We start from the raw sequence: 26,069 nt of genomic DNA on the forward strand, positions 1-26,069 counted from the left end.
ATCCGTAATGAAAGCAATATTATTGAATCCATTAAAATTTTTCATCAATAGACAATAAGAACAGAAAGTTTAGCACTTAAATATCTTCATTTAGTTGAAGATTCACCCTTACCTACGGCAGCAAGATTGATTCTTGAACTGGCTAATAAGTTACGTCAATAATAAGGGCGATAGTAATATATCACCCTTTTATTTATCCTACCTATTAAGGTGCTATTGCATAGCTCTCAACAGGCAGTACTTTTTTAATCAATGATTGTTGATGCATAAACTCTGCAAAATCAGCATAACGCTTTTCTACTAATTTAGCAGGCTCTTTGGTTAAATACGGTAAAGTATCTTTCCATGCACGGCGATTAAGCTCAGTATCTAATACTGCGGGTTTATAGCTAATAAAATCATGCCATGCCTGCTCTGTATCTTGGTGAATATATTGTACAGCTTGCGTTAATGCCTGATTAAAACGCTTCCATTTATCCGTTTGGTTTCTATCTTTATTATTTACAACCAAAATTAATTCCTCATACACAGGAACACCATGTTCTTCTACAAAAAATGCTCGTCCCGGATGCTGCTCTATATCCATTTGATTCAATTCAAAATTACGAAAAGCACCGATTACCGCATCTGTTTTTTGAGTAATTAAAGAAGGGGATAAAGACCAATTCACATTAATTAACTCAACATCTTTTAATGATAAACCATGATAGTTCAACATAGCACCAAGAAGCACTTCTTCAAAACCACCTACAGAAAAACCAACTTTTTTTCCTTTTAAATCCTTAATAGACTGGATATCACTCTTATCCAATACCACTACAGAATTCAATGGATTATCTACTAATGTTGCTACACGCGTTAAAGGCAATCCCTCATCAATTTGCATATGTAATTGTGGTTGATAAGTTACCGCCATATCAGCTTTACCTGCAGCCACTAATTTAGGTGGCATAGAGGGATCAGCAGGCTCAACCATTTCAACCGCAAGTCCTTGTTCTTTAAAAAAACCCTTTTGTTGTGCAATCACTAAAGGGGCATGGTCAGGATTAACAAACCAATCCAATAAAACAGTTACTTTCTCACTCGCTTGTGCATGAAGAGAAAATACCGCTAAACTACTGGCTAATACAACTTTTTTTAAAATTTTCATATAGTTCCTTTGATGAAATAAATACCCTAAATATATAGCCTATTTTCCTGCCCATGGGATACTTTTACGCAAAATATAATCCATACTAAAATAGACAAGTAATGCCATGACGGCTAAAACAAAAAGGCAAGCAAACATCACATCTACTTGCATTCTTGCATTGGCTTGCAACATTAAATAACCAAGTCCTGAACTAGAACCTACCCACTCCCCTACAATCGCCCCAATAGGTGCAATAGAAGCAGCCACACGCAAACCTGATGCTAATGAAGGTAAAGAGGCTGGTAACCGAATATAACGTAATTGTTGCCATGCACTCGCTTGCATAGTCTGTGCAAGGTACAACCATGTACGAGGTGTTTGCCGTAAACCATCATAACATGCCGCCGTTACGGGGAAAAAGATTATCAAACTCGCCATAATGACCTTGGAAACCATGCCATACCCAAACCATAGCATCAATATAGGCGCTAAAGCAAAAACAGGAATAGCTTGGCTGATAACTAAAACAGGCATTAACCACGGACGGATCGCTCGCACCGCCTGTAATAATAAAGCACTCAAAAAACCAGCTGTACTACCTAATAAAAGCCCAAGGATAATTTCGATTGCAGTTGTTAAAGTATGTTCAGCAATAAGCGCATAACGCTCTGTTAAAACCATATAGACATCAAAAGGGCTTGGTAGAATAAATCGAGGGACATGAGTAATCCATATAATCCCTTGCCAGAAAACTAATAACCCAGTCGCAATAATTAACAAACGAATAAAACGGTGCATTAGCATAATAATGTCTCACTCTCCATCAAGGTTAAGAGCTGATTCTGCCAAAATAACACCTTATGATCATCAAGTTGCCTTGGGGTTGTTGAATCTAACTGTACAATCGAAGAAAGAAATGGCGACTTATGTTGCATTAGCCAGACCTCTTGACTTAATCGTAAGGCTTCTAATGGATCATGCGTTATTAATAATACTGTCTTATCTCTTAATAACTGTACAAATAGTTGTTGTAATTGTAGTCGTGTTACCGCATCTAAAGCCGAAAAGGGTTCATCCATTAGCACAATAGGCTTTTCTTCCATTAAGGTACGAGCAAGTGCCACTCGCTGTCGTTGCCCCCCTGACAATTGATAAGGCATTCGTTGTGCAAAAGCAGCCAAACCCACTTTCGCTAATAGATCTAAGGCTTTAGCTTTTATAAAATCAGACTTCTCTTGTCGTAAGTGATAGCCTAAATAAACATTTTCAATAACTGTTAGCCAAGGTAAAAGCAAATCATCTTGCGCCATCCAAGCAATACGATGATGCAAATCATTACCATCATCTGCTTGGATAGTTCCTATTAATTGTTCTTTTTCTAATAAACCAGCTATCGCTTTTAGTAAGCTACTCTTTCCTATGCCTGAAGCACCCAGAATACTATGCCATTTTCCTGCCGAAAAATGAGCCGATACCCCATTAAAAAGAACTGTCTGTTCATATTGCAAACCTACTTCCTGTAATAAGATACCGGTTACTTTCATTTGCTCCCTCTTCCCATCCTATATTTATATCAAATAGCATATTCAAAAAATTATGCCATATTTTTACTTTATTTTCCTAAGATATAATATTAGTTTAACAGTATAGAACGGATAGATTTTTATAAAAATAATGTTTAAAAATGGAATAAGAAAAAATATACCCTATATCTAAACTAATTTTGATAAAAAGAATAACATTATTATTCTAAAAATACAGAAAAATAATAGATATAGAGTACATGATTGAACACAACAAAAAGGGAAGAAGTTTCCTTCTTCCCTCTCGTTGCATTCACAATAAAAACGACATCAACACAACTATAAGATTCCCAACCATTTCCAGTAAGTACCTGCAAATACCAGCATTAGAAGATACCCAACAAGAGTAATCGCTATCCCCACCTTAGCAAATTGCTTCGCATTAAATGTTTCTGTCCCTAAACAAACCATATTTTGTGGAGCATTAATAGGAAGAATAAACCCATAACTAATCACAAAGCCTAATACCATTGTCATGCCAATACGATTAATATCACCGGGAAGTTTTTCTATTAAAGAAATCATTATAGGAATCATCGAAGAAGAAAGCGCCGTGGCACTTGCAAAACCAAGGTGAATAACAATCAAAAATGCTGCCAATATTGCAAAAACTACTAAAGGCCCAAAAGCATCTAATCCTGTTTTACTAATAATTTGAGACCCTAGCCAATCCCCCGCTTGTGTTTGAAGAATCGTTGTTCCTAAGCTAATACCCACACCAAACACAATGACTGTTCCCCAAGGTACTCGACTTTGAATATCTTTCCAGCTAATAACACCAATTTTAGGTAAAAGTAAAATCGCCAAAGCCACCGTTGTCGTTGCCGTTGTACTGTAATTATGTAATTTACCTTCTGTTGCCCAAACACAAATCAGAGCTAGTGTAACAAGCAATAAACGTTTTTGTGCAGAAGTCATTGCACCTAATTCTGCAATTTGTTTTCTGACCGTTTCCTGACCACCTTGAAGCCCTTTCACTTCTGGAGGAAAGAATTTCATTGTGATAATGACAAGTACAACTGACATGATAATAGACCATGGCACACCGGCGATAAACCAATTTACCCATGCGACACGTTCGCCAAGCTTACTCTCCATAAAACCTACTGTTAATAAGTTTTGTGCTGCCGCTGTCTGGATACCCACATTCCATATACTGATACTCTGTGCTACCACAATCATTAAGCCTGCAGCCAAATTAGAACGTTTATCCACACCAAAAGCAGCAATAATACCCAAAATCACCGGTATCATGGCAGCACTACGGGCAGTCGCACTTGGGACAACAAGACTCAATATAATTGTTACCAATACCGTACCAATAAAAATAGATTTTGTACTTGTACCGACCAGATTCATGGTTGTTAATGCAATTCTTCTATCTAAACCAGTATAAGTCATGCAAGCAGCTAAAAATAATGCCGCCGCCACCAATGCTAAAGCGGCATTACTAAAACCACCTAAGGCTAACGATAAAGATTCTTTTGTTCCCCATAAAGTACCTACCGCTGCGTTAGGATTAATACTAGGCGATAAGCCAACTAGAAAGATAATTAAACCTAATATAATAATGGAACTAGCTTCATACGAAATCGCTTCGGTAATCCACACTACTACCGCAAAAATCAAAATTGCCAACGCTCGATGACCCGCAATAGTTAAGCCGTCAGGGGTAGGGAGTAAAAGAATAACGATTAATGCAATAAACCCAGCTAACAAACCAAAGGGAAACTTCCCCGGTGCAAAGAATGGTTCTTTTGGTGTATTCATCGAAAACCTCTTTAATAAAGTATCATCAAAATATATTGACCATATCTATGGTAAATATACACAGCAATTGAGTCATTTGTATTTCACTTCTTTCATACTATATAAACATCTTGTTAAGAGTAATATATGGTACCTACAACCTACTCAATACTCTTAGTTAAGTGAATACCTAACTAAGCCAAATTATACTCTGCCCCCCTATTACTTATCCTAGTATTTTTACCTTCTTTACAAAACGCAACGGTACATTTCTAATCAATAATATTTTAAATCTAAAATATAAAAATCCTTAAAAAACAAAAAGTTACAAATCCATAAAAATAGAGCGACAGGATTCACACTGTCGCTCTGCACATATCAATAAACTAGACAACAGTATTATTTTTTTAAGGCTTCTTCAATCATTGATGCATTGACAAAACCATTAAAACGTTCACCATTACCTAATAAAATCATTGGTGTTCCTCGCATTTGGAATTTTCTCGATACTGCTAATGCATCAGGAATGGGTGCATCACACTCTTTTGCCGATTCTGGTGTTTCACCTTTATGCATCCAGTTTGCCCAAGTTACATTTGGATCAGAAGAGCACCAAATATTATTTGCCTTTTTCACAGAGTCTCTACCTAAAATTGGCACAATAAACGTATAGATTGAGGCATTATCAATTTTATCGAGTTCTCCATATAAACGTTTACAATAGTGACAATTAGGATCTTCAAAGGTAATAATTTTTCGCTCACCGTTACCATTAACACGCTTAATCGCTTTATTCAAAGGCAATGCCTCTATATCCTTTAGACTTAACTGTTTTATTTTGGTTTCAGTTAAATCTACTTTACTCTGAGTATCAATCAAATTACCTGCCAAAATATATGTCCCTGCTTTATCGGTATAAAGGATAGTTTCATCCGTTACTACCTCATAAATATTAGGATACTTAGTCGGTTCTACACTCTCAATATTGATATCAAAAGCTTTCTCTAAATTTTTCTTGATGGTATCTGTTTCTGCTGCCATCACTGCAGAACCTAAAAAAAGACTGAATAGGGTTAATTTTTTGATTAATTTCATTATTTCTCCTAGTTGAGTATCTCACTATAGCGGCTTATTGTACCTTAACACTACACAAAACAATACTATCTCACCGCCCTAAAAAATAAAAACACATTATTTTATAATGTAACTATCTCATAAAAACTTATCTAGCACTAGGCGATCCTGCTTCTCTTGGCCATAAAATCCACATTTTACCTTGTTGCTTCATACGACCTGCCATTTGCCCTGCCTGATCACCACTTCCCCAGAAAAAGTCTGCTCGAGCAGCCCCTTTAATAGCAGCCCCCGTATCTTGTGCAAATACCACACGTTGTAGCGGCTCATTACTATTAGGCTGAGTTGTCGCTAAAAATACAGGACTACCTAATGGGACATAGGTTGGATCAACGGCAATAGCGTGCTGAGCAATCAATGGAATACCATAAGCCCCTTTAGGTCCAGCAATTTGATCACGAATACGCTCTTCCCTAAAAAATACCATTGCCTGATTACTATTTAACATCTCAGGAACACGATCAGGATTCTGTTGCGCCCATTTTTTAATATTCTGCATAGAGGCTTGTTGCACAGGAAGCTCACCTTTATCGGCTAACCATTTCCCAATTGAGGAATACTGTCTGCCATTATGATCGGCATAAGCAAGACGGAAAGAAGAACCATCTGTCAGCTGTACTCGACCAGATCCTTGTACTTGTAAGAAAAACGCTTCAACAGGATCATCTAACCAAGCAATGACAGGTGGTTTATCTGTACGTTGTTCAATTTCTGCACGCGTATCATAAGGAACAACCTTATTATCAACAACTTTTCCTCGGATACGCTTACCTGCTAATTCAGGGTAAACCTTACCTAAATCAATCGTTAATAAATCAGAAGGAGGGGCATACATTGGCCATTGATAGACACCATCTCTTGAACGAGAGCCATTAACAATAGGCTCATAATAACCCGTCACCAAACCCTGAGAGCCCTGACTACCTATTACTGCCCAAGGCTGTAAGTATTGTTGTAAAAAGTTTTTCGCTTCTTGTCCATCAACATTTACCCCCTTTTGAGCCACCGCTTGGCAAACAGGGTACCATACTTGAGGGGTAGCTCTTGCAGGAATTGTCAAAGAACCTGATATCGGTCGCATTAACCCTCGGCAATTATTCACCAATGCTAACCAAATATTTTCACCATCTTCTTGAGACCATCCCGGTAAATCTCCCCAATTTACCGCCTGATACTGTGCATTAAGTGTTCGAGAAGGCGTAGTTTTAAACACATCACTAGCAGGGATATTAAGTGGGGCATAAATATCTATACTCTCATCGGCTACCCCTTGATAATCCGCATAATCTGAACGTGTTGAACACGCAGCCAACAACACAGCACTACATAGCAATAATTTTTTCATACCTATATTCTCAATATCCTTATGGCTAAGAAAATATCTAGCCCATCGTAAATAAAACCATAATCTAAACAGTAGTAATATAATACTTTATTCCCAATTCTTTCACGATTTCCTTATTTCTATACTTACAAATTATGACAGTTAATCACGATATTCGTATTGCACCTAGTATTCTTTCTGCCGATTTTGCTCGCTTAGGGCAAGAAGTACAAGATGTTATTGCGGCAGGAGCAGATTGGATTCACTTTGATGTGATGGATAATCATTATGTTCCTAATCTCACTATTGGCCCTATGGTCTGTCAAGCAATACGCCCCTACACCCAAGCACCGATTGATGTCCATCTAATGGTAGAACCTGTTGATAGCCTAATTCCCATGTTTGCAAAAGCAGGTGCTAATATCATTACATTTCACCCAGAAGCCTCAAAACATATTGATCGTAGCCTTGCCCTTATTCGTGATCATGGTTGTCAAGCAGGACTTGTTTTTAACCCTGCCACCTCTTTACATTATTTAGACTATGTCATGGATAAAATCGATATTATTTTATTAATGTCTGTTAATCCCGGATTTGGTGGACAATCCTTTATTCCTGCGACATTAGATAAAATCCGAGCCACTCGCCAACGTATCCAAGACCATCAAGCAAAAGGGGGACAACCCATTCGCCTTGAAGTAGATGGAGGAATTAAAGTGGATAATATTGCCGAGGTTTATGCCGCTGGTGCAGATACCTTTGTGGCTGGCTCTGCTATTTTTGGTCAAAAAGATTATGCAGATGTTATTGCAAAAATGCGTGCTGAAATTGCTAAGGTTGCTTAAATAGTATGCTATAGGAAAGTATTATGAATACCTTATCCTCACGCTATCGTGCGGTTTTATTTGATTTAGATGGTACGCTAGTTGATAGTATCCCCGATTTAGCGAGTGCAACCAATGCAATGCTCAACGACCTTGGTATGGCGACACTCCCTTTAGCACAACTAAGCCAGTTTGTTGGTAAAGGGTCGGATATGCTTATAAAGCGAGCATTAGCCAATAAACTCATACCTGATGAGCCTGAAGAAACCCTATTTTCTCGTGCTAGACAACTCTTTAAAAAACATTACCATCACGATAATGGCACACAAAGTCAGCTTTATCCTTATGTGGTAGAAGGTCTTCATACATTACAAAAAGCAGGACTTCTCCTCGCTGTTGTCACCAATAAACCAGAAGAGTTTACTCACCCTCTACTTGATAAAATGGGCATTACCCATTTCTTTGATTGTATTGTTAGTGGCGATACTTGTTCTCGCAAAAAACCCTTTCCCGATCCTCTATTTTATGCGTGTAAAAAACTAAATATATCCCCTCAAGAAGCCTTATTTATCGGCGATTCTATTAATGATGCCCAAGCTGCACAAGCCGCACAAATGGATGTTTTACTCCTTCCTTATGGTTACAATGAGGGAATTTCTGTGCAAACTTTAAAAGTTAATGCTATAGTAGAGGACATACGTTTTGTTGCAGAATGGATTTCTGCACAAAATAACTAGTTTTTAACCTTGATTCTTTTATGATGCATAATATTCTGACTTTCAACACTTTTTCTTATACCTATTATGGGTATTGGTGGTGTTCGTCTGTCGGGTTTATGGTGTCTCAAACAAAAGCGGTGTCACGCTAATGTTTAAAGGCTCAAATCGTTAAAAACAGCTTATTAATAAACCCGGCAACCTTAATGGAAAGACCGGGTTTTTTTATAGCAACTCGGTTAAACCATCAATTACTTTAGAAGACAAATATGATGACTGAAATTGAATTTAATGCATTAGCAGCTCAAGGCTACAACCGCATTCCCTTAATTAAAGAGACCTATGCTGACCTAGATACTACCTTGGGTATTTATTTAAAACTCGCCCATTCTGGAAAAGAGTCAGGCAAAATGAGTTGCTTACTAGAGTCTGTTGTAGGTGGTGAACGGTTTGGACGCTACTCTTTTATTGGCTTACCCGCCAAAACAGTGATTAAATCACAAGGACAACATACTGAGGTATTACATCAAGGTAAAGTTGTTGAAACCCATGAGGGCGATCCATTAGCCTTTATTCAAGCCTACCAAAAACGATTTAAAGTGGCTCTTCGCCCCGGTATTCCTCGCTTTGCAGGTGGTCTAGCAGGATATTTTGCTTACGATACTGTTCGCCATATTGAGACCAAACTAGGGCCAACCGTTAAACCTTTCCCCGAAGGATTGGATAACGTTCCTGATATTCTACTGATGCAAGTAGATGAAATGGTTATTGTGGATAATGTGATTGGTCGTACTTATCTTATTGTCTACGCCGATCCTACACAGGAAGAGGCTTACTCACAAGCACAAAAACGCTTACTTGAACTACGTATCCTTTTGCGTAAACCCGTAGAAATTCCTTATAGCTTACCAAGTCTTGTTACCGAAGAAATTCGTAGCTTTAAGAAAAAAGATTTTATTGCTGCTGTTGAAAAAGCCAAAGAACATATTGCTGCTGGCGATTTAATGCAAGTACAAATCGGACAAGTAATTGCAAAACCTTTCCGTGATTCCCCTCTCTCACTCTACCGCTCTCTTCGTAGCCTTAATCCTTCTCCTTATATGTATTACTGGAATTTTGGGGATTTCCATGTGGTAGGGGCATCACCTGAAATTCTTGTTCGTCAAGAACAGTTTATTGATGAACATCAGGCAACACAATCTAAGATTACTATTCGTCCATTAGCAGGTACTCGTAAACGTGGCGATAGCCCAGCAGAAGATATAGCACTTGCTCAAGAACTTAAAAATGATCCTAAAGAGATTGCTGAACACTTAATGTTAATTGATTTAGCACGTAATGATATTGGACGAGTTGCAAAAGTAGGCTCTGTTAAAGTAACGGATCAAATGACCATTGAACGCTATTCTCACGTGATGCACCTTGTTTCTAATGTAGAAGGCACACTCAATAACAATATGGATGCTATTGATGTATTACGGGCTACTTTCCCAGCAGGTACGCTAACAGGCGCACCCAAAGTGAAAGCGATGGAAATTATTGATGAACTTGAGCCTGTTCGCCGTGGTATCTATGGTGGTGCAGCAGGGTATCTCAGCTATAACGGGGCAATGGATATTGCCATTGCTATTCGTACAGGATTAATTAAAGATGGTATGCTTTATGTCCAAGCTGCCGCTGGTATTGTTGCCGATTCTGATCCTGAAAAAGAATGGTTAGAAACCGAACATAAAGCGCGTGCCGTATTACGTGCCGCCGAACAAGTGCAATATGGTTTAGATCAACCTATCTAAAAGGATTTACTATGTTATTAATGCTAGATAATTACGACTCATTCACCTATAACCTTGTTCAATATTTTGGTGAATTAGGGCAAGAGGTTAAGGTACTTCGCAACGATCAAACGACTATAGAAGAAATTGAAGCTCTTAATCCTGATTATATTTGTATTTCTCCCGGGCCATGCGACCCTAAACAAGCGGGGATTTCAATGGATGTGATTCGTCACTTTGCAGGCAAAAAACCCATCCTAGGCGTTTGTTTAGGTCATCAAGCCATAGGTGAAGTTTTTGGTGGCAATATTGTTCGTGCTAAAACGATTATGCATGGCAAAGCTAGCAAAATTACGCATACCAATACCGATATTTTTAGCCAGATTCCCTCTCCTTATTCAATTATTCGTTACCATTCACTCGCTATTGATCGTGACACCCTACCCGATTGTCTTCGTATTACTGCCGAAACAGAAGATGGCGAAATCATGGGAATTGCTCATAAAACCCTTCCTATCTATGGCGTACAATTTCACCCTGAGTCTATCCTCAGCGAGCATGGACATCAACTTCTCCAAAATTTCTTAAACGTAGAGGTTTAGCATGAGTATTTCCTATCAAGAAGCGCTTACCCGTTGTATTGAGCATAGAGAAATCTTTCAAGAAGAGATGACCGAATTAATGCGTGCCTTAATGCGTGGAGAAATGCCTGAACCCATTGCTGCTGCATTACTCATGGGATTACGCGTCAAAAAAGAAACAGTTGGTGAAATTTCTGCAGCCGCCCGTGTCATGCGTGAATTTGCAACACCAGTACAAATTGATAATGCCGATCAAGCCTTAGACATGTGTGGAACAGGTGGTGATGGTAGCCATACCTTTAATATCTCAACCACAGCAATGTTTGTTGCTGCTGCAGCAGGTGTACCTATTGCTAAACATGGCAATCGTAGTGCCTCCTCTTCTAGCGGTAGTGCAGACGTACTCGAAGCCTTAGGAGCAAACATTGATATTAAAGATCCTCAAAAAATCCGCGAATGTATGCAAGCAACCAATATTGCCTTTATGTTTGCACCCTACCATCATAGCAGCATGAAAAACATCGCACCCGTACGTAAATTGCTAGGGGTAAGAACAATGTTCAATATTCTTGGGCCTCTTACTAACCCTGCTGGTGCTAAGAACCAGTTAATGGGTGTTTTTCACCCCGATCTTGTAGGTATTCAAGTAAGGGTACTCAAAGAACTAGGGTCTAAACACGTTCTTATTCTTCATGGAATGGACGGTTTGGATGAAGCCTCATTAGGTGCAAAAACACGTATTGGGGAACTAAAAGACGGCCATATTAGAGAATATGATATTCACCCAGAAGACTTTGGTTTATCTATGCACTCCACTAAAAATATGCGTGTTAAAGATACACTAGAATCACGCGATGTTATTCGAGGGGTACTCAATAATAATCCCGGACCTAGCCGTGATATTGTCGTACTCAATGCTGGACTAGCTATCTATACAGGAAATAAGGCAACGAGTATTGAACAAGGTATTCAACTCGCCAATGAACTTATCAGTAACGGAGCAGCACTCGCTAAAATGCACCAATTCTGTGAGTACACAAGGAAGTTAGCATCATGAATGATATTCTTGAGAAAATTCTTACGGTCAAACGCGAAGAGGTCGCTGTCTTACGACAAATGCGTAGTGAGACAGATTTACTTGCTGAAGCAACAGCACGTCAGGATATTAGGGGCTTTGCTAACCATCTAAGAGAACAAATTTCTGCCAACCAAAATGCAGTGATTGCAGAAATTAAAAAAGCCTCCCCTTCAAAAGGGGTTATCCGTGAAAACTTTAACCCCACCGAGATAGCAACCAGTTATGCAGCACATGGTGCAACTTGCTTATCTGTATTAACCGATCAACAATTTTTCCAAGGTTCACCTGATTATCTTCGACAAGCCCGTGCTGCTTGTGCATTACCTATTTTGCGTAAAGACTTTATGATTGACCCTTACCAAGTTATTCATGCTAGGGCATTAGGTGCAGATTGTATCTTGTTGATTGTTGCCGCATTGTCCGATACACAGTTACAGGAACTTGAAGATACCAGTATAGAACTGGGTATGGATGTCTTAATCGAAGTACATAATCGTGAAGAGTTAGAACGTGCTTTACAGCTTAAAAGCCCACTTATCGGTATTAATAACCGTAATTTACGCACTTTTGAGGTTAGCCTAGATAATACCGTAAACTTACTTAATGATATTCCTACCGATAGAATGGTCATTACTGAAAGTGGTATTCATACACGAGAAGATGTACAGACTATGAATAAGCATCAAGTCTATGGTTTTCTTGTGGGTGAAGCCTTTATGCGAGCAGATAATCCCGGCGAAGCACTCGCTAAATTATTTGATATATAAAGTATTTGTCGTATATAGGAAATAATAGGGTGGATAAATAAATCTACCCTATTTATATCAAAGAAAATACAATCTTTAGAGAAAATTTTATGTCAGATCATTGTATCTTATGCCAAACAGTCGGCGGAAAGCTTATTTATCAAAATGATTTTATCCGTATCATTAATGCACAAGAACCACATTACCCTGCTTTTACACGCGTTATCTTACAGCAGCATCAAGTAGAAATGACTGACTTACCTCATCAAGATAGACAACGCTTAATGGACTATGTTTATCTTGTTGAACAAGTACAACGAGATATTTTGCAACCATATAAAATTAATCTAGCCCAATTTGGTACGATGGTACCTCATATACATTGGCATATTATCCCCCGTTACCAAGAAGATTTACATTATCCTGCTAGTATTTGGAGTCAAAGTGATAAAGATATGAACGCATCTGACTATCTTACCTTTTTAGAAAAACAGCATACCTTTCTTGAGACTTATCACCAAACACTACAAGAACGATTACATCAATTCGACAGTAAAACAACTAAATAATTGATTTTTCTATATTTTTCTTTACATCTTTTACTAATTAAGGTATGCTTTTTCTCTTTCATATTGATTCATCGCACCTACCTTCTTGATCCTACTATATGTATTGGATTGTTCTGGTCGGCTCGATGACCGACTTTACAGGAACAATTCCCTATGTCATTTGACACCTTGGGCTTAGCCCCCGTTTTGCTTAACGCGATTAAAAAAGCAGGATTTACACAACCTACCCCCGTCCAATCAGCCGCTATTCCTATGGCACTCAATGGGCATGATCTTATCGTTACCGCACAAACAGGCAGCGGTAAAACAGCTGCATTTATGCTACCTGCCCTACAGAAAATAGCCACCCAAACACCAAGTAAAGATAAAAAAGCCAGTGTACAAATGCTTGTTCTCACACCTACGCGTGAATTAGCATTACAAGTGGCAGAAGCAGCTAAGATCTATAGTTCTGGGATAAAAGATTTACGCATAGCAACCGTTGTAGGGGGTATGCCTTATGGAGCACAGATTAAAGCACTTTCTCGCCGAGTAGATATTTTAGTCGCCACACCGGGACGACTAATTGATCATCTACAAGCCAAACGCGTGAATTTATCTAAAATTCATAGCCTTGTACTGGATGAAGCTGACCGTATGCTCGATATGGGTTTTATTGATGATATTGATCGTATCGTGGCGCAGACTCCCAAAAACCGACAAACGCTTATGTTCTCTGCAACCTTTGAGGGAAGTATTGTACGTTTAGCCCAAGAAATACTTAATGATCCGCAAAGAATTTCGATTGCCGATCAAAAAGATAAACATACCAATATTAAACAATGTCTCTTATATGCAGACGATCTTGGACATAAATTCCGATTATTAGATTATTTATTACGTGATGCACGTTTAGAGCAAGCAATTGTCTTTACCGCAACAAAACGTGGTGCAGATGATTTAGCCGAACGCCTAGAAGATGCTGGGTTTGCTGCTGCTGCTTTACATGGTGATATGAATCAACGACAACGTACCCGTACTTTAAATTTCCTACAAAAAGGACGTATTCAAGTGCTTGTCGCAACCGATGTTGCTGCCCGTGGGATAGATATTCAAGGTATTACACACTCTATTAACTATGATTTACCCATGCAAGCCGAAGATTATGTACACCGTATCGGTCGTACAGGACGTGCCGGACGTGATGGATTAGCATTCACGCTTGCTACACATAGTGAGCGTTTTAAAGTACGCCGTATTGAAAAATTTATTGGTCAAACCATTGAAACAGATACCATCCCAGGTTTAGAGCCAACACCAAAACCTATCAAAACCAAAGAGAGCAAATCACGTCATAAAGCAGATTCGCGTAAAAACAAATCTTCACAAGAAAAAGAATTGGCACGTGATGGTTTTGCTCATCGTAAAGGGTTAAAAACAGAAAAAAATAGTGAGAAAATCAGTAAATCCACTCGTACCAAAGCGATTACTACTCATCAAGAAAACTTTTTTGAAGATAGCAATCCTTTTCAAGCATCACGTCCAACCACTACATCTCGTACTAAACGTATAAAAGAAGAACGCACACCACACCACACACTAGAGGGCGATTTTGAAATATTAAGTGCTTCTGAAGCCAGACAACTGAAAAAACAACTGGGGAAAGCACCTAAATTTGCAGATTATGAACGTGGCGCTCGTAGTAGTAAAGCAAAATACAATCGAGAAACAAAACGTACTCGCACCAGCCGAGATGATCCTAAACGTGGTAAACGTACGACAGCAGAAGCAAATCGCGCAGAGACACGCAAGAAAGTGAGTCGAAGCCATAAACGCAAAGCACGTTAATACGGGTAAATATTGATTAAGGGGCTATTAGCATAGCGATAGTAACAATAATATATAAGGTTATCAATTAAGGTAGTTTTATGTTAAAAGGCATTTGTTTTTCATTATTTTCTTCTTGCCTATTTAGCTATTTATATTATTTTTCAACACTATTATTACCGCTAAGTGGTACAGATGTTTTTGGTTATCGTGTTCTTTTAACCGCCCCTTTTGTCGCACTAGCTATTATTCTATTTAAACAACAAGGTAAATTTATCCATCATTTGAAACGGATACAAAAACACCCTCTACTTATCCTTATTTTTATGATAAATGGTGGTATTATTGGCTTTCAAATGTGGCTATTCCTATGGGCACCAAATAATGGTAGTGCAATAAGTGTTTCTATCGGCTATTTATTACTTCCTATCGTCATGGTAGCCGCAGCACGTTTTATTTTTAAGGAACATATTTCACCCTTAAAATTTACAGCCGTTATGGTCGCTATGATAGGTGTTATCATCACTATTTTGACTAAAGGCGAACTATCTTGGGAAGCCTCTGCTATTTGTATTGGTTACACCACTTATTTTAGTTTACGAAAAAAACTTAAAATGATGGATATTACCGCCTTTTTTATTGAAATACTACTATTACTTCCCCTCTGCTTATACTTTATCTGGCAGACCGATATACAAAGTGTTCAGCTCCAAAACCCCTCTATTTTCTATCTTTTACCTATTTTAGGCTTAATCAGCGGAACAGCTTTAATTTCTTACATACTAGCCAGTAATTATTTACCTATTAATCTATTAGGATTATTAGGTTATATCGAGCCTATTATTATGTTCTGGATAGCCATTCTAATTGGTGAAACAATGGATAGCGATACCTATCCATTATTTGTATGTCTTATTATGGCGATGGTTTTGATTGTTATAGATGGAATAAGATATGCTAGGCAAGCAAAGTATAAATAAGGATATTTACGTCCAATATTATTTATATTTAAAATAACCAAAAAGTGGGCTTGCCTTGCCCACCAATTATTACTGCTCTATCTAGCCCCATCAAAAACAGATTTAAAATCATCTATTTTTATAATATCATTTTCCTTAACCACCTTAATATCCGTAATTCCTTTCCAGCCCATATCAAGATACTCAACACGATACCATTGACTATTATCTTTAGGGGTAATATTAATGATTTTACTTTTAGCATTCTCTTCTAACTCATCTTGCGCACCTGTACGTAAAGCCTCAGTGGCATAGCAAGTATCTTCACAATCATACTCATAAAGGTCTTGTAGTTTTTGTAAAAAATGGGCTGTCCCTACTTTTTTATTTTTAGCTAAATCCTTTATTCCAAAAACATATTGTGTATAAAAATTTGAAATAGCAGATTGAGCATCATTAACACTAATAGCAAAAACTTGAGTTGAAACCAATAAAGCTAATAAAGCTATTGTCATTTTTTTCATTTTTCACCTATTATATAAATAATTAAAACAAAATATTTCTATCCATAATAACAAGACTCCCCCTTTTCTACAAGTTCCTCCTTACTCTATAATAGTATGCTAAGTTAAACCATACTTATACTATAAAATCTCTTTTACATATAGCTTAGATTTAGGTTCGAGCGATTAAACGGTATAATGAGGCATCTTAATTTAGTTTTTTAAAACTTACCTCAAAGAATTTTTATATATCAATATAATGAGTAAACCACTACCCACCCCTCACCCTGAAGCTATCCATCATAGCCAAGCCTGCTTTGAAGCCATCAAAACTAAATATGCACCTGCAACACAGATTCCTTTTGAAGCATGGATGGATACCGCCTTATATCTACCTTATTGGGGATATTACACCGGGGGGCTACCTAAGCTTAGTGGAGAAAATACCGCTCAATCGGCTTTACAAGGCGACTTTACCACAGCACCAGAATTAAGCCCTTGGTATGGTCGTGCATTAGCAATACAAGTACAACAAGTGCTTGATGCTTCACAGAGCCATACTATTCTTGAGTTTGGTGCGGGTAGTGGAAAACTTGCCCTATCTATACTAGAACAACTTAATAACCCCAGCATTCATTATTTTATTCTTGAACTATCAGCAGATTTGCGTGAACGTCAAAAGGCAACACTTCATCACTATACCCATCAAATCACTTGGTTAGACCAGCTACCTAGCTCCTTTGAGGGCTGTATTATTGCTAATGAAGTATTAGATGCTATGCCTGTCAAATTAGTACAATGGAATCAGCACCATCAGCTTGAAGAGGTTTATGTATCATGGGAAAATGGTTTGCCAAGTTATAAAAACTTACCTGCTTCTACTGAGCTTTCGCAAATAATGTCAGCCCGTATGCCAGCACTCCCCCATTATCAAACTGAAATTAATCTTCGTGGTGAAGCATGGGTAAAGGCAATGGGGAGTTACCTTAAAAAAGGAGGGGCACTCTTAATTGATTACGGTTTTCCTCGTCATGAATACTATCACCCTCAGCGACATCAGGGAACATTAATGTGCCATTTCCAGCATCATGCACATGATAACCCACTTATTTATGTAGGCTTACAAGATATTACCGCTCACGTTGATTTTACGGCTATAGCTGATGCTGCACTTGAGGGAGGATTAGAGGTATTAGGTTATACTAGCCAAGCACGTTTTTTAATGAATTGTGGTTTATTAAACTTACTTAGTCAGCTTGATCCTCAAAATGTACAACACTATGCACAACAAATAGGGCCTGTACAAAAATTACTATCCGAAGCTGAAATGGGCGAACTATTTAAGGTGATGTTATTAGGGAAAGAGTTAGATATAGATCCCATTGGATTTATGAATGGAGATAGAAGGTATATGCTTTAGTATTATAAGAAATAGTTTAAATATAAATTATTTCTTATAATTCATTTACTTAATAACAAAAATCACCCCAACAATACCCCTTCTCTCGCCTCTCTTACCGCTATTTTAATCTGTTCTACTTGCCCTTTATATTGTTGGGCAATTTGCCCTGCTTCTACTGATTTTACCTTTTGAAGTACCGTTTTCCAGAAATCCAAATAGGCAATACTTTGCACCACAGACATTTGATGAATAATCGTACATACTTCAATCAACTGCCATAGTCTTTCTGGTTTACGAATACCATCTACTTGTTCAATAAAACTAACTATTTGATGGGCTTGGTCTGATGTCATTGGCAGCTGTTGAATCCCTTGTAATTCAGAAAATCCCTTATACACAATCGGTAGATAATGCGCATAGTCTGCCTGTTCTTTTGCTACCCGTAATTGTTGAGACAATCGTTTTACTTGTTCACTTTTCCATACCAATAAAGCATAGCGTTGTGAAAGCGTTAGTCTTCTTTTCGCACTTTCTACTAAGTATTCTCCTATTGAAGTATCCCAATGTAATAAGGGAATCACAACAGACAATGCCCCTATATCGGCTAAAAAGGTAAAACAGCGTTGTGGTTCTTTTTCCATCAAGGCACGAGAAATTTCTTTCCATACTCGCTCTGCTACTAGAGCATTCACCTCACCATTACACACCATTTGCCGACATAGTAAGATAGTTTCAGAAGCCACAGAAAATGTACTCAATCGACTTAAAAATCGCCCTAATCGTAAAATCCGTACAGGGTCTTCAACAAAGGCTTCACTCACATGGCGAAATAATTTTATATTTAAATCATTAACCCCCTGATAAGGGTCATAAATATTTCCCTGTTGATCTGTTGCTATCGCATTAATCGTAAAGTCTCTACGCTTTAAGTCTTCCGCCAGACTAACATCTTTCCCTGTATAAAAAGTAAACCCCTGATACCCTCGTCCTGATTTTCTTTCTGTACGAGCAAGGGCATATTCTTCCTTTGTAATAGGGTGTAGAAAAACAGGAAAATCACCGCCAACAGGGATAAATTGCCGAGCCACCATCTCTTCTGGTGTACTGCCTACCACTACCCAATCTTTATCACCTGATGGTAAATGTAGCAAAGCATCTCTTACCGCACCACCGACACAAAAAATAGATAATCCTTCTGTGTATTGATCAGATTCAAAGGCTAGGTTAGAAAGCGTTATTGTCACGGTGATATCCTTATTTTTACTGAAAATCTTTATGGATGAGCGAGAATACCTACACTCCCTATTACCAATCATAGTATGGGTTTTCTAGCCCTCTATATAATACTTTACTAATTTCATAAAATATATAAATACAAAAAAAGCACAAAATAGTGATTAACCAAGCGAAAGAGCAAAACCCCTAACCCTTATGGCAATATTCACCAATAAGGGTAGTATTTATATACCCAATATTTTATTAAGGTGCAATTGTCCCCAAGCGATTTTTCAGTGATTTCACTTTTCCTTTATTAAACAAAGCGTCATACCATACCGCATTTGCCAAAACATTCTTCACATAAATCCGTGTTTCTGTAAAAGGAATGGTTTCTGCAAAAATAGCGCCCTCTACAGGATGTGTTAATGCTGATCGCCAACGTTTCGCCCGATTAGGTCCTGCATTATAGCCAGCCGTAGCCAAGACCTCTTTCCCATCTAAGTCAGCTTGTATCATGCTTAGATAATTTGTACCTAAAATAGTATTCACTTCAAAATCATTCACGCGACTAGGTGAAAAATCACTCATTCCTATTTTATTAGCTACTAGCTTTGCCGTTCCCGGCATTAATTGCATCAAACCTGATGCCCCCACCGTTGATCGGGCAACCGATACAAAACGAGACTCTTGACGAATTAAGCCATATACCCAAGAGGGAGCAATACCCACACTTCTCGCTTGCTGTCCTACTCGACCTTCAAATGGTGCTAAAAAGCGTTGATGAAAATTCACTTCTCGCTTAGTGAGCATAGAGGTATTAATCGCTCTATCATAAATATGTTCATTCTCTGCCCATTGTGCAGCCGCTAATAAGTCTCTATCCCCTAATCCCACAATGGCATAGTTCCACTCGGCTACCGCTTCATTACGCCAACCTAGTGAAAATAAAGCAACTGCTTTTTGTAAACCTGTATTTTGCTTAATATGATTTAGTTCAGCGGTACTAACAGGCGCTGCTTGTGTAGGAAAAGTAATATGACCATGTAATGCTTCTTGCCCTAATAAACCATAAAAATCATATTGCCCCTCTAATTGTGCAAATAAAGCATTGGCTTGTGCTGTATGCCCTCTTTCTTTTAAGGCACGAGCTTTCCAGTACGTCCATACAGTTTCTTTTTGCTGCGTAGAATCCATTAAATTAATCGCTTTTTCTACCCATGCCCAATCAATTTTAGGTTGACGTAATGCGGCTCTTACTCGCCATGCCGCATTATATGGACTGAGCTGAATATCTTTGCCTAACCGGTACCATTGATCTGCCCGATCCTCCAGATTTAAGACAGATACCAAGGCAAACTGTGTATAAGCCCATTGCTGGTCTTTAGCACTTAATAAAGCCGCACCCTGTGTTTTTAAAAAATGAATACCATTCTCTCGATCTTGTCTTGCTAAACGACTAAATGCCAATGTTCTTAACTCTGCCTGCTCTATATTCTTTGCAGGACCAAATTGAGTATCTAACCATTGTTTAGGATTATTTATTATTGCATTAAACTGCTGAAAACCCTCTGTAGTAAAGGCTACTCGAGCATAACGCTGAGCCATTGCTTTATTATCATACTCTACCGCTTCTCTCAAAGGTTCTCTTAGTTTATGTAAATCAACTAAACCTTTTGATTTTAAAGTATTTAACATTGCACCACAGGCATCATTATTCTTAGCACTTGCCAAGGCTTCCGATATGGATACTGACTGACCCAATGCTGCTTTTGCCTGATAATAGGCACAAATACCAGAAGCATGGTTAATTGTCGGTTTACCTAACTGTACTGCCGTTCTAAAATCCCCTTGCTTTGCCGCAGCTACTACCCAATCAGCTTTTAAGCGTGCAGAGACATAGGTATTAGGATACTGCTTAAAAAAAGATTGTAATAGGGTCACAGGTATATTAGTTTGACTTAATTGTTGGCGTAAGTACCAATACATAGGATATGCCCCTAGTTCATGATCATTTTGTGCTGCTATGGCATAATTTGGTAACAAATCCCATTGGCGATTTTTCATGGCTTGATAGGCTTGAATCACACTTTGCCGAGCAGCCATATCCACAGATTGAATAGGCTTATATTCAATAGGGTGCTTAGCATTAATAGGGCTTGCTTGATGTGTTGTTCCCAGCTCTGTACTGGCATGAACAGTTGATTTATTGGATGAAGAACAACCAAGTAACAAGCCAAATATCGATAAATATAAACCTTTTACAAGCTTTTTTTGCATATAATAAATCCTTTAGATGCTCGCTTTAGTTAGACAAAATGATATGTTCCACTGATTATACTGTTTTACGCCAACAACTTTTAGCAAAACGCAAGAATCTCAGCGTATCACAACGTATCCAATGTAGCCAAATATTAAACAATACCTTATTACCTTTTATTGAACAGCATTTTCCTAAGGGCTCTTTAATTACCGCCTTTTGGCCCTTTGGTGATGAAATTGACATTAAAGAAACGTTATACCAATTGGATAAGAAAGGCTATATACTCGCCCTCCCGCGTGTGGTTGAGCGGGATGCCCCCCTACGCTTTTATTATTGGACAAGTCAAACACCTATGAAAATCGGGCATTTTAATATCCCAGAACCTCAAATGACCGAGGAGATACAGCATATTCCCGATCTAGTGCTCACGCCCTTACTTGGCTTCACACACCATAAAGATAGGCTAGGCTATGGTAAAGGATATTATGATCGTACATTAAGCAAATGGTTACAACAAAAAGAAAATCTTGCTACTATTGGCATTAGCTGGGATGAAGGGCTTATTGATGATCCTTCTTATCAACCTGCACCCCATGATGTACCTTTACAACGAATTTTGACACCATCTGGGTGGGTAGCATAAAAATTAACTCATCTCTCTATGTTTCATCAACCATTCTGTTGGTGTTAAACCAAATTCTCGCTGAAAAATACGTGTTAAGACAGAGTTATGACTATACCCCACTTTCTCTGCCACAATAGAAACAGGTAGCCCTTTTAATAAGAGCATTTGAGCAACAGCAATCCGCCAATTGGCAAGGTAACTCATTGGAGGGATACCCATTACCGCTTTAAAATAGGAAGAAAAAGAAGAGCGTGACATCAATGCTTTTTCTGCCATCATTTCTACTTGCCAGTTTTTTTCGGGATATTGGTGAATCTCCAATAAAAGCCCACTCAAATACTTATCTGTTAATCCTTGTAGTAGACCTATTTGAAGTAATTTTTTTGCTAAACAGCAACGTACTACTTGTATCGTAAAAAAAGCACATAAATGATGTACTGCTGCTTGGTAACCACAGGTTTGTTTTGTATTTTCCTCAAAAATCTGGTTGGCGATTACTTGTAACTCTGGACTATCCTCTAATGCTAAAACAACTATATTATTTAAGGTTTGTGTAATGGGATTCCGTACACCACTCCCAAAATCAAAGCTAATACAAAAAATATCTAAACCTGTATTATCCAATGGTTGAATATGATGCAATACCTGAGAAGGAGAAAAAATAATACTTGGTTTATGAATATATTGACTTTTCCCATTATATAGTTGTAATTGACAAGCCCCCTGACGAATAAAATGTAAATACCCCTTATTTGGCTCATCAAAACTTCCTCTTCGGCATAGATTACCAATAAAGAACAAATCAGTACGAAATGGAAAATAGGTAAAAAGGTGGGTTAATGCATCCATTTTTACTCCTTTTGGTGTGATGGTCGAATTTTTTGGATAATCAGTCAAAACAAAAGAAAATGAACATTCTACAATACACTCTCACACTAAATTAGCACAAATTGTTGCTTTATTTAACTGTTATCTACCCTAAAAAGGAATGCAAAATGTCTGAAAAAATTAATGAAAATCGACGTCAAGCCTTAACTAAAGGTACTAATATTGCTATGGCAGCAACTGTTTTAGGTGCAATGGGTGTAACGAGTACAGCCACTGCAATGGAACAAAAAGCAAATGATAAATATGCTGAACCAAAAGAATACGATTTGAAACGTTTTCCTATGACCATTGATAAACAACGTGTTGCCTTAGTGGTTGTTGATCCTCAAAATGATTTCCTTAGCCCTAATGGCATTATGTGGGGAGTTTTAAAAGAAACTATCCAGAAAAACAATACTATTGAAAATATTGAAATGCTCTTTAAAACTGCTAAAGAAGTCAATATGCCTGTATTTGTTTCACCCCACCACTACTATCCAACCGATGATTTTCATTTTGGTAGTCCCGGTGAACACTTTATGCACGACAGTGGTATGTTTGCTCGCAAAGGTCCTTATACAATGGAAGGTTTTGAAGGCTCAGGGGCAGATTTTGTTGAACGATACAAACCCTATATCTTTGATGGTAAAACAGTGATTGCTTCACCCCATAAAGTATTTGGTCCTGAAACAAATGATTTAGTGTTTCAATTACGCAAACGTAAAATTGATCAAGTTATTCTAGCTGGTATGGCAGCCAACTTGTGTATTGACTCACATATGCGCGAATTAGTAGAGCAAGGATTTGAAGTAACCGTTATTAAAGATGCGACTGCTGGTCCTACTATTCCAGAGGGAGATGGCTATCTTGCAGCATTAGTTAATTACCGTATTATTGCTAATGATCTTTGGACAACAAAAGAAGCCGTCGAAAAGATGAAAAAAGCATAATTCATCACTTATCCCCTTTTCTCTATAAAATAACTCACTCCTAAGTAAACTGTACGCTGAAAGTTGAATAATCAACCCAAAGCGTACAGTTTTTAGTGATTCTTTATGAATCATTTGTAGAATAAACTAGCGTTGTTTACATTATTTTAAGATAATAGTACGATGAATATACACAAAAACACTCGCTTATTACCTCGCCAAAGAGAAGAGATTTGGCTAGCCTATACTCAAAACAAACAAAATGTCACTTCTTTAGCGAAAGAATACAAGGTTTCTCGCCCCACTATCTATAAGATACTCAAACTCGCTCGTGGTCGATTATTAAAACCTCAGACCAGTATCAATAATCGGTTTAGACAGGCTAAATTTGGGATTAAGCGCTTAGCTAAAGTAGAAAAGTCCATCCAAGAACGATTAAAGAAACAAGCTAAACGCTATAATAAATCCTATCCTGGCGAAATGGTTCATGTCGATACAAAACGCTTGCCTTTACTGAAAGGACAACACACGCAAAGTCAAAGGGAATATCTGTTTGTGGCTATCGATGATTACTCGCGTGAATTATATGCGGCTATTATGCCAGATAAAACCGCCTTTAGCGCAGCTACGTTCTTAACCCAACATCTGATAGACCCTTGTCCTTATACCATAGAGGTTATTTACTCAGATAATGGAACAGAATATAAAGGAACAAAAGAACATGAGTTTGGTAAAGCTTGTTATCAACATCATATCAATCAAAAATTTACTAAAGTCGCCAATCCTAAAACCAATGGAAAAGCAGAACGGGTAATTAGAACCTTGATGCAAATGTGGCATGATAAACATGAATTTACCGATAGCCAGCATAGAAAACAGGAGCTTACCCGATTTATTAATTTCTACAACACCGTAAAACCACATAGTGCTCTTGTTTACCAAGATCAACTTGGTCATAAACGGACACTGACACCTTACGAATATTTAGAAATTTATTTTGCAAATAGTGTAAACAACGCTTGAGTTTTTAACAAATCATTTATTCCACTTAGCAATAACTGAAATATTTTTTAAAATAAATGACACATAGGTTATATAAAATACAAATACATATAGAAAATATTGAGACTATACTGCATTATTAAATAATATTTATTGTAGGTTATTCCCATCACTAAGACAGGCTTTAGATCCACTCATCAAATTCATACCAATAATCATTTCTTTGTTATATTCTCTATTATCCATAACCGATCTATTACGAATACCATTAGAAAATTTAATAAAGTCATAACTTTTTCTAAACTAATTAATAAACCAGTATTTCTTGTTTAATCATCTCTGTAAGACTTTAACTACAGCATCCACTCTTCTAAATTAAGCCCTAGAAAAATAACTCCTTGATGAAATACATCATCTAGGAGTTATTAGAGAGTAGAATTGACAAGAATAGCTTTATATTTTTAAATTCTGCCAAATCGCTAAGGTTGCCTTAGACTGATTTAACGTATAGAAATGAATTCCTGGCACTCCATTATCAATAAGCTTCTGACAAAGCTGTGTTACGACATCTATACCAAAGGCTCGAATAGAGGCTTGATCATCACCAAACTCTGCTAATCGTAAGCGTATCCACCGTGGGATCTCTGCCCCACACATTTGTGAGAAACGACTTAGCTGTGAATAATTGGTAATCGGCATAATCCCTGCATAGACGGGAATAGTCACTCCTTTTGCCGTTAATCGATTCACAAATTCATCATAAGCATCTGGATTATAGAAGTACTGTGTAATCGCACTATCTGCACCAGCATTTACCTTAGTGATAAAGTGATCTAAATCCTCACTGGGTGAAGTCGCTTGTGGATGCATTTCTGGATAAGCCGCTACTTTGATATTGAAATAATCACCATAGTGCTGACGAATAAATGCCACCAAATCACTCGCATGACGTAATTCAGAACTGGCTAAACCCATACCTGAAGGTAGATCCCCTCTAAGCGCAACAAGTTGTGTGACACCAATCTGCTTAAATTGCTCTAAATACGCCAAAATTTGCTCTGGCGTATTTCCCACGCACGATAAATGAGGCACTGCTTCTAAACCACGGTTTTTAAGCATTCTCACCGTTTCTATTGTGCCTACCTGCGTTGAACCACCAGCTCCAAAAGTTACACTCATATAGCTAGGACGAATAACCTGCAATTCTTGAGTGGTTTTTTGAAGCCGTTCTGCCGCTGCTACATCACGAGGCGGGAAAAACTCTACACTAAAAAAATTATCTCTTGCCAT

At 37.9% G+C, this 26,069-nt stretch carries 24 protein-coding genes; 13 read left to right on the plus strand and 11 right to left on the minus strand.

From position 1 onward, the window contains the following. Window positions 1–205: 205 nt before the first annotated feature. The 6 genes from F9B76_RS05355 to mltA form a co-directional block, all read right to left on the minus strand. Window positions 206–1,150 carry an ABC transporter substrate-binding protein gene (locus F9B76_RS05355; protein ID WP_159991185.1) on the minus strand — a complete coding sequence of 315 codons (945 nt, stop codon included), beginning with the start codon at window positions 1,148–1,150 and terminating at the stop codon, window positions 206–208. Between the two features lie 39 nt (window positions 1,151–1,189). After that, on the minus strand, window positions 1,190–1,936 hold the full coding sequence (locus F9B76_RS05360; RefSeq protein ID WP_201289280.1) for an ABC transporter permease: 747 nt from the start codon (window positions 1,934–1,936) through the stop codon (window positions 1,190–1,192). Beyond that, a complete protein-coding gene (locus tag F9B76_RS05365) occupies window positions 1,930–2,676 on the minus strand; it encodes an ABC transporter ATP-binding protein (protein WP_159991186.1) in 747 nt (248 codons plus the stop codon). Before F9B76_RS05365 ends, F9B76_RS05360 begins: the two co-directional genes overlap by 7 nt. A gap of 318 nt (window positions 2,677–2,994) precedes the next feature. After that, window positions 2,995–4,485, minus strand: coding sequence for a DASS family sodium-coupled anion symporter (locus F9B76_RS05370; RefSeq protein ID WP_159991187.1), 1,491 nt, complete (start codon window positions 4,483–4,485; stop codon window positions 2,995–2,997). A 378-nt stretch (window positions 4,486–4,863) separates the two neighbouring features. Continuing rightward, the gene (locus tag F9B76_RS05375; RefSeq protein WP_159991188.1) at window positions 4,864–5,559 is read right to left on the minus strand and encodes a DsbC family protein; all 696 of its coding nucleotides are present in this window, start codon (window positions 5,557–5,559) and stop codon (window positions 4,864–4,866) included. Between the two features lie 127 nt (window positions 5,560–5,686). Continuing rightward, on the minus strand, window positions 5,687–6,943 hold the full coding sequence (gene mltA, locus F9B76_RS05380) for a murein transglycosylase A (RefSeq protein WP_159991189.1): 1,257 nt from the start codon (window positions 6,941–6,943) through the stop codon (window positions 5,687–5,689). A 134-nt stretch (window positions 6,944–7,077) separates the two neighbouring features. Between mltA and rpe the strand changes: the two genes are divergently transcribed. From rpe to rarD, 9 genes are all read left to right on the plus strand, one after another. Then, entirely contained in the window at window positions 7,078–7,767 is a 690-nt protein-coding gene (rpe, locus tag F9B76_RS05385; RefSeq protein WP_159991190.1) for a ribulose-phosphate 3-epimerase, read from the plus strand. A 23-nt stretch (window positions 7,768–7,790) separates the two neighbouring features. Beyond that, window positions 7,791–8,483 (plus strand): phosphoglycolate phosphatase, encoded by a 693-nt coding sequence (locus tag F9B76_RS05390; RefSeq protein WP_159991191.1) that lies wholly within the window; start codon window positions 7,791–7,793, stop codon window positions 8,481–8,483. 251 nt (window positions 8,484–8,734) lie between these two features. After that, entirely contained in the window at window positions 8,735–10,255 is a 1,521-nt protein-coding gene (trpE, locus tag F9B76_RS05395) for an anthranilate synthase component I (RefSeq protein ID WP_159992119.1), read from the plus strand. 11 nt (window positions 10,256–10,266) lie between these two features. Beyond that, window positions 10,267–10,836: an anthranilate synthase component II gene (locus F9B76_RS05400; protein WP_159991192.1), complete on the plus strand. Its 570-nt coding sequence runs from the start codon at window positions 10,267–10,269 to the stop codon at window positions 10,834–10,836. Window position 10,837: 1 nt separating this feature from the next. Next, complete coding sequence (trpD, locus tag F9B76_RS05405; protein WP_159991193.1) at window positions 10,838–11,872, plus strand: anthranilate phosphoribosyltransferase; 1,035 nt, start codon at window positions 10,838–10,840, stop codon at window positions 11,870–11,872. Beyond that, entirely contained in the window at window positions 11,869–12,660 is a 792-nt protein-coding gene (gene trpC / locus F9B76_RS05410; RefSeq protein WP_159991194.1) for an indole-3-glycerol phosphate synthase TrpC, read from the plus strand. The genes trpD and trpC overlap by 4 nt, the downstream gene beginning before the upstream one ends. A gap of 89 nt (window positions 12,661–12,749) precedes the next feature. Next, window positions 12,750–13,208 (plus strand): HIT family protein, encoded by a 459-nt coding sequence (locus F9B76_RS05415; protein ID WP_159991195.1) that lies wholly within the window; start codon window positions 12,750–12,752, stop codon window positions 13,206–13,208. 153 nt (window positions 13,209–13,361) lie between these two features. Beyond that, a complete protein-coding gene (locus F9B76_RS05420; RefSeq protein ID WP_159991196.1) occupies window positions 13,362–15,035 on the plus strand; it encodes a DEAD/DEAH box helicase in 1,674 nt (557 codons plus the stop codon). 80 nt (window positions 15,036–15,115) lie between these two features. Then, window positions 15,116–15,994, plus strand: a complete 879-nt coding sequence (gene rarD / locus F9B76_RS05425) for an EamA family transporter RarD (protein WP_159991197.1) — start codon at window positions 15,116–15,118, stop codon at window positions 15,992–15,994. 77 nt (window positions 15,995–16,071) lie between these two features. Here rarD and F9B76_RS05430 read toward each other — a convergent pair whose 3' ends face one another. Beyond that, window positions 16,072–16,497, minus strand: a complete 426-nt coding sequence (locus F9B76_RS05430; protein ID WP_159991198.1) for a hypothetical protein — start codon at window positions 16,495–16,497, stop codon at window positions 16,072–16,074. 238 nt (window positions 16,498–16,735) lie between these two features. Between F9B76_RS05430 and F9B76_RS05435 the strand changes: the two genes are divergently transcribed. After that, window positions 16,736–17,896, plus strand: a complete 1,161-nt coding sequence (locus F9B76_RS05435; protein WP_159991199.1) for a class I SAM-dependent methyltransferase — start codon at window positions 16,736–16,738, stop codon at window positions 17,894–17,896. A gap of 62 nt (window positions 17,897–17,958) precedes the next feature. Here F9B76_RS05435 and F9B76_RS05440 read toward each other — a convergent pair whose 3' ends face one another. Next, window positions 17,959–19,122, minus strand: a complete 1,164-nt coding sequence (locus tag F9B76_RS05440; RefSeq protein ID WP_243140610.1) for a tRNA nucleotidyltransferase/poly(A) polymerase-related protein — start codon at window positions 19,120–19,122, stop codon at window positions 17,959–17,961. 235 nt (window positions 19,123–19,357) lie between these two features. Next, complete coding sequence (locus F9B76_RS05445; RefSeq protein WP_159991201.1) at window positions 19,358–21,373, minus strand: lytic transglycosylase domain-containing protein; 2,016 nt, start codon at window positions 21,371–21,373, stop codon at window positions 19,358–19,360. A gap of 38 nt (window positions 21,374–21,411) precedes the next feature. On the opposite strand from F9B76_RS05445, the gene F9B76_RS05450 reads away from it, so the two are divergent. Beyond that, window positions 21,412–21,999 (plus strand): 5-formyltetrahydrofolate cyclo-ligase, encoded by a 588-nt coding sequence (locus F9B76_RS05450; protein ID WP_159991202.1) that lies wholly within the window; start codon window positions 21,412–21,414, stop codon window positions 21,997–21,999. Between the two features lie 3 nt (window positions 22,000–22,002). Here the strand turns inward: F9B76_RS05450 and F9B76_RS05455 are convergent, their stop codons facing one another. Continuing rightward, window positions 22,003–22,830: a helix-turn-helix transcriptional regulator gene (locus F9B76_RS05455; protein WP_159991203.1), complete on the minus strand. Its 828-nt coding sequence runs from the start codon at window positions 22,828–22,830 to the stop codon at window positions 22,003–22,005. Window positions 22,831–22,976: 146 nt separating this feature from the next. Between F9B76_RS05455 and F9B76_RS05460 the strand changes: the two genes are divergently transcribed. Next, window positions 22,977–23,798, plus strand: coding sequence for a cysteine hydrolase family protein (locus tag F9B76_RS05460; protein ID WP_159991204.1), 822 nt, complete (start codon window positions 22,977–22,979; stop codon window positions 23,796–23,798). Window positions 23,799–23,960: 162 nt separating this feature from the next. Further along, window positions 23,961–24,800, plus strand: coding sequence for an integrase core domain-containing protein (locus F9B76_RS05465; RefSeq protein ID WP_159990754.1), 840 nt, complete (start codon window positions 23,961–23,963; stop codon window positions 24,798–24,800). Window positions 24,801–25,232: 432 nt separating this feature from the next. On the opposite strand, the gene metF is transcribed toward F9B76_RS05465, so the two are convergent. Continuing rightward, window positions 25,233–26,069, minus strand: coding sequence for a methylenetetrahydrofolate reductase [NAD(P)H] (gene metF, locus F9B76_RS05470; protein WP_159991205.1), 837 nt, complete (start codon window positions 26,067–26,069; stop codon window positions 25,233–25,235).

This window comes from Pelistega ratti (assembly GCF_009833965.1).
In the GTDB taxonomy this organism is placed as follows: domain Bacteria; phylum Pseudomonadota; class Gammaproteobacteria; order Burkholderiales; family Burkholderiaceae_B; genus Taylorella; species Taylorella ratti.

What these genes read in the sequence shown, in the direction of transcription:
- F9B76_RS05355 (WP_159991185.1), bottom strand. Translation starts at nt 1,150, where the DNA reads ATGAAAATTTTAAAAAAAGTTGTATTAGCCAGTAGTTTAGCGGTATTT.
- F9B76_RS05360 (WP_201289280.1), bottom strand. Translation starts at nt 1,936, where the DNA reads ATGCTAATGCACCGTTTTATTCGTTTGTTAATTATTGCGACTGGGTTA.
- F9B76_RS05365 (WP_159991186.1), bottom strand. Translation starts at nt 2,676, where the DNA reads ATGAAAGTAACCGGTATCTTATTACAGGAAGTAGGTTTGCAATATGAA.
- F9B76_RS05370 (WP_159991187.1), bottom strand. Translation starts at nt 4,485, where the DNA reads ATGAATACACCAAAAGAACCATTCTTTGCACCGGGGAAGTTTCCCTTT.
- F9B76_RS05375 (WP_159991188.1), bottom strand. Translation starts at nt 5,559, where the DNA reads ATGAAATTAATCAAAAAATTAACCCTATTCAGTCTTTTTTTAGGTTCT.
- mltA (WP_159991189.1), bottom strand. Translation starts at nt 6,943, where the DNA reads ATGAAAAAATTATTGCTATGTAGTGCTGTGTTGTTGGCTGCGTGTTCA.
- rpe (WP_159991190.1), top strand. Translation starts at nt 7,078, where the DNA reads ATGACAGTTAATCACGATATTCGTATTGCACCTAGTATTCTTTCTGCC.
- F9B76_RS05390 (WP_159991191.1), top strand. Translation starts at nt 7,791, where the DNA reads ATGAATACCTTATCCTCACGCTATCGTGCGGTTTTATTTGATTTAGAT.
- trpE (WP_159992119.1), top strand. Translation starts at nt 8,735, where the DNA reads ATGACTGAAATTGAATTTAATGCATTAGCAGCTCAAGGCTACAACCGC.
- F9B76_RS05400 (WP_159991192.1), top strand. Translation starts at nt 10,267, where the DNA reads ATGTTATTAATGCTAGATAATTACGACTCATTCACCTATAACCTTGTT.
- trpD (WP_159991193.1), top strand. Translation starts at nt 10,838, where the DNA reads ATGAGTATTTCCTATCAAGAAGCGCTTACCCGTTGTATTGAGCATAGA.
- trpC (WP_159991194.1), top strand. Translation starts at nt 11,869, where the DNA reads ATGAATGATATTCTTGAGAAAATTCTTACGGTCAAACGCGAAGAGGTC.
- F9B76_RS05415 (WP_159991195.1), top strand. Translation starts at nt 12,750, where the DNA reads ATGTCAGATCATTGTATCTTATGCCAAACAGTCGGCGGAAAGCTTATT.
- F9B76_RS05420 (WP_159991196.1), top strand. Translation starts at nt 13,362, where the DNA reads ATGTCATTTGACACCTTGGGCTTAGCCCCCGTTTTGCTTAACGCGATT.
- rarD (WP_159991197.1), top strand. Translation starts at nt 15,116, where the DNA reads ATGTTAAAAGGCATTTGTTTTTCATTATTTTCTTCTTGCCTATTTAGC.
- F9B76_RS05430 (WP_159991198.1), bottom strand. Translation starts at nt 16,497, where the DNA reads ATGAAAAAAATGACAATAGCTTTATTAGCTTTATTGGTTTCAACTCAA.
- F9B76_RS05435 (WP_159991199.1), top strand. Translation starts at nt 16,736, where the DNA reads ATGAGTAAACCACTACCCACCCCTCACCCTGAAGCTATCCATCATAGC.
- F9B76_RS05445 (WP_159991201.1), bottom strand. Translation starts at nt 21,373, where the DNA reads ATGCAAAAAAAGCTTGTAAAAGGTTTATATTTATCGATATTTGGCTTG.
- F9B76_RS05450 (WP_159991202.1), top strand. Translation starts at nt 21,412, where the DNA reads ATGATATGTTCCACTGATTATACTGTTTTACGCCAACAACTTTTAGCA.
- F9B76_RS05455 (WP_159991203.1), bottom strand. Translation starts at nt 22,830, where the DNA reads ATGGATGCATTAACCCACCTTTTTACCTATTTTCCATTTCGTACTGAT.
- F9B76_RS05460 (WP_159991204.1), top strand. Translation starts at nt 22,977, where the DNA reads ATGTCTGAAAAAATTAATGAAAATCGACGTCAAGCCTTAACTAAAGGT.
- F9B76_RS05465 (WP_159990754.1), top strand. Translation starts at nt 23,961, where the DNA reads ATGAATATACACAAAAACACTCGCTTATTACCTCGCCAAAGAGAAGAG.
- metF (WP_159991205.1), bottom strand. Translation starts at nt 26,069, where the DNA reads ATGGCAAGAGATAATTTTTTTAGTGTAGAGTTTTTCCCGCCTCGTGAT.